The organism is Streptomyces sp. NPDC026417, from assembly GCF_055567695.1.
Genome location: NZ_JBVHPY010000093.1, coordinates 1 through 2,451, shown reverse-complemented (window position 1 = coordinate 2,451; position 2,451 = coordinate 1). Strand labels below are relative to the sequence as shown.

Genomic DNA, 2,451 nt, shown 5'->3' with positions numbered 1-2,451 from the left:
CGTACCCCACCCCCCCCCCCCCCCCCCCCCACCCTCCCCCCCCCCCCCCCCCCCCCCCCCCCCCTCCCCCCCCCCCCCCCCCCCCCCCCCCCGCGGCTGCAAACGCCCCGGCAGGCGCGTGTGGCGTGGCCGCTGCTGGCCGTGGGGGTGATGGCCACCGCTTTTCTCATCGTCGTCATCTTCCTGCACCGTCCGGCCGAGCGGGGTCTGCCGGCAGCCAACGCTGGCCGGGTCAATCTGCAGGGGCTGAGCTTCCAGGTGCCTCGCGGCTGGACGACCTGGCAGCCCGAGCCGGGCATCCAGGCTTGTGTCCAGCCGCCCGGCATCCCGCACGACATCGACCACTGCTGGGCCACCGGCATTCAGGTTGCCACCCAGACCGGGAATCAAAGCGGCAGCCTGGAGAACAATGACTGGCCCCGCACCTGGTTGAATTGCTGGAATGCGGACGGCGAAGTGAACTACTCGGACGAGATCACCGGCAGCCGCCTGATCACCCGGGCCACCGTGCCGGTCTCCGGCCGCCAGGCCACCTATCGGGCCTGGCAGGTGACCTGTCACAGCGGCCAGAAGTTCACCGCCCGCCTGTGGTGGATCCCCCGCCATCAGCTCAGCATCCGCGCCTTTCACCTCGACACCCGCGAGGCAACCCTGGCCGAGGCGCTCGTATCCACGATCACCTTGCGCTGAGCCGCCCCGCGCAGCACATCGACGAAGAGCCAGAAGACTTTTTTCTCGCCCCAGGCAACCATTGCGCAGCTGGCGCGTGTATCTCTCGGAATCGCCGCAGCGATCCCCAGACCGGCGAACCTGCCGAGCCCGCAATGATGATCACCGGCAGGGAACCTGCGCGTCCCGCCCCCTGCAGCGGCAGCTGCAAATTCCCTTCTGCCGCCCGCCATTTCCCTTTGAGGCCGGATACCCACCCCACGCCACAATGTCAACTAGACGAGAAGACCATGTTCCACCATAAAGACACCGATACAATCCAGCTTTCGCGTGTAGAACCCCCGAGGAAGCCGGGTCTATCCGGCCAGCAGCCGATATCGCCTAGGCCGCCGCTGGACTTGCTAGCCGAGCTGAAACACAGCCCGCCGCCGAAGAGCGGATTGGGGACGGTGGCGTGGCGGATCAAGATCTGGGCTCCGCCGGTCGTGCTGCTACTGATCGTTGCCATAGTCGTGCAGATGATGCGCTCCCTACCCGAACCTTCCCTCATACTGTCGCACGAGTCGCACTACGCCTTCGAGGGCGGCACGCCGCGCCTGCCCTGGCCCAGTGAGGGCCAAGCGGCGGTGGAAGTCGAGGGCGTCGGCGTCATGGGGATGCGAGGCGAGCAAAAGCCGGTGCCCATTGCCAGTGTGGCCAAGACAATGACGGCGTACGTGGTTTTGAAGGGCCACCCCCTCAACAGAAGGAAACAGGGCCCGCTGATCGAGGTGGACCAGCAAGCCGAGGACGAGTCCCACGCCGAGAACGAGTCGACCGCGGCCGTCCGGAAAGGTCAAAGGTTCACTGAGAAACAGATGCTGCAGCTGCTGATGATCCCCTCTGGGAACAACACAGCACGTCTGCTGGCCAGGTGGGACTCCCCTTCCGAGAAAGCGTTCGTGCAGAAGATGAACGACGCGGCCCGGGTGCTAGGCATGAACGACACGACGTATACGGACCCCAGCGGCCTGAAAGCCACAACCAAGTCGACCGCCGCCGACCAACTGAAGCTGGCGAAGGCTGTCCTGCAAAACGAGGTGTTCCGCGAGATCGTCAACACCCCACAAATCAAAATCCCCGGCGTTCCCGGAACGATCTACAATAACAACGGCCGCGCCCTCCTCAAACCGGGCGTGAACGGCGTCAAGACCGGCTCGTCCACGCCAGCCGGCGGCAACCTGCTGTGGTCGGCTGACACTCTCATCGACGGCAAAAAGCGTCGGATCATCGGCGCCGTATTCGGAATACATACGGGCATCACCGTCAACGCCAAGCTTCAGAAGGCGATTGCAGAAAGTATTACACTGATCCATGCTGCGCAAAAGACACTCAACTCGATGACCATCGTCAAGAAGGGCGAGGTCGTAGGCTACGTCGACGATGGCCTCAACAGCCATACCCCGGTGGTCGCAACTAAGGACCTTAAGGCGGTCGGCTGGCCTGGCTTGAAGGTGGATATCCGCATCAAGGGTGACCGTATCCCGCCTTCCGCCCCGGCGGGCACAGTGGTCGGCAAGGTAACAGTCGGCACGGGCACAGGCATGGTGTGCGCCCCGGTAGCGCTCCAGCACCACCTGGGCGAGCCGGATACGCGTGCGAAACTTCTTCGCCTGAACTGAACGGCGCAGGGCTGCTGCATACCGTACTTACGAGTTGGTGCGTGATAGCGGATGAGTCATGTCTGGGCGGCCGTGGTGTGTTTTCAGATGGTGGCTGTGCGGTCGGAGACGAGGCTGGCGA

General features: G+C 64.5%; 2 protein-coding genes. Both read left to right on the top strand.

Annotated elements, in window-relative coordinates; all coding sequences use genetic code 11:
• Positions 1-120: 120 nt before the first annotated feature.
• The gene (locus ACZ4NT_RS38955) at positions 121-690 is read left to right on the top strand and encodes a hypothetical protein (protein WP_467730161.1); all 570 of its coding nucleotides are present in this window, start codon (positions 121-123) and stop codon (positions 688-690) included.
• Between the two features lie 428 nt (positions 691-1,118).
• Positions 1,119-2,330, top strand: coding sequence for a D-alanyl-D-alanine carboxypeptidase family protein (locus ACZ4NT_RS38950; protein WP_467730159.1), 1,212 nt, complete (start codon positions 1,119-1,121; stop codon positions 2,328-2,330).
• The last annotated feature ends 121 nt before the right edge of the window (positions 2,331-2,451 follow it).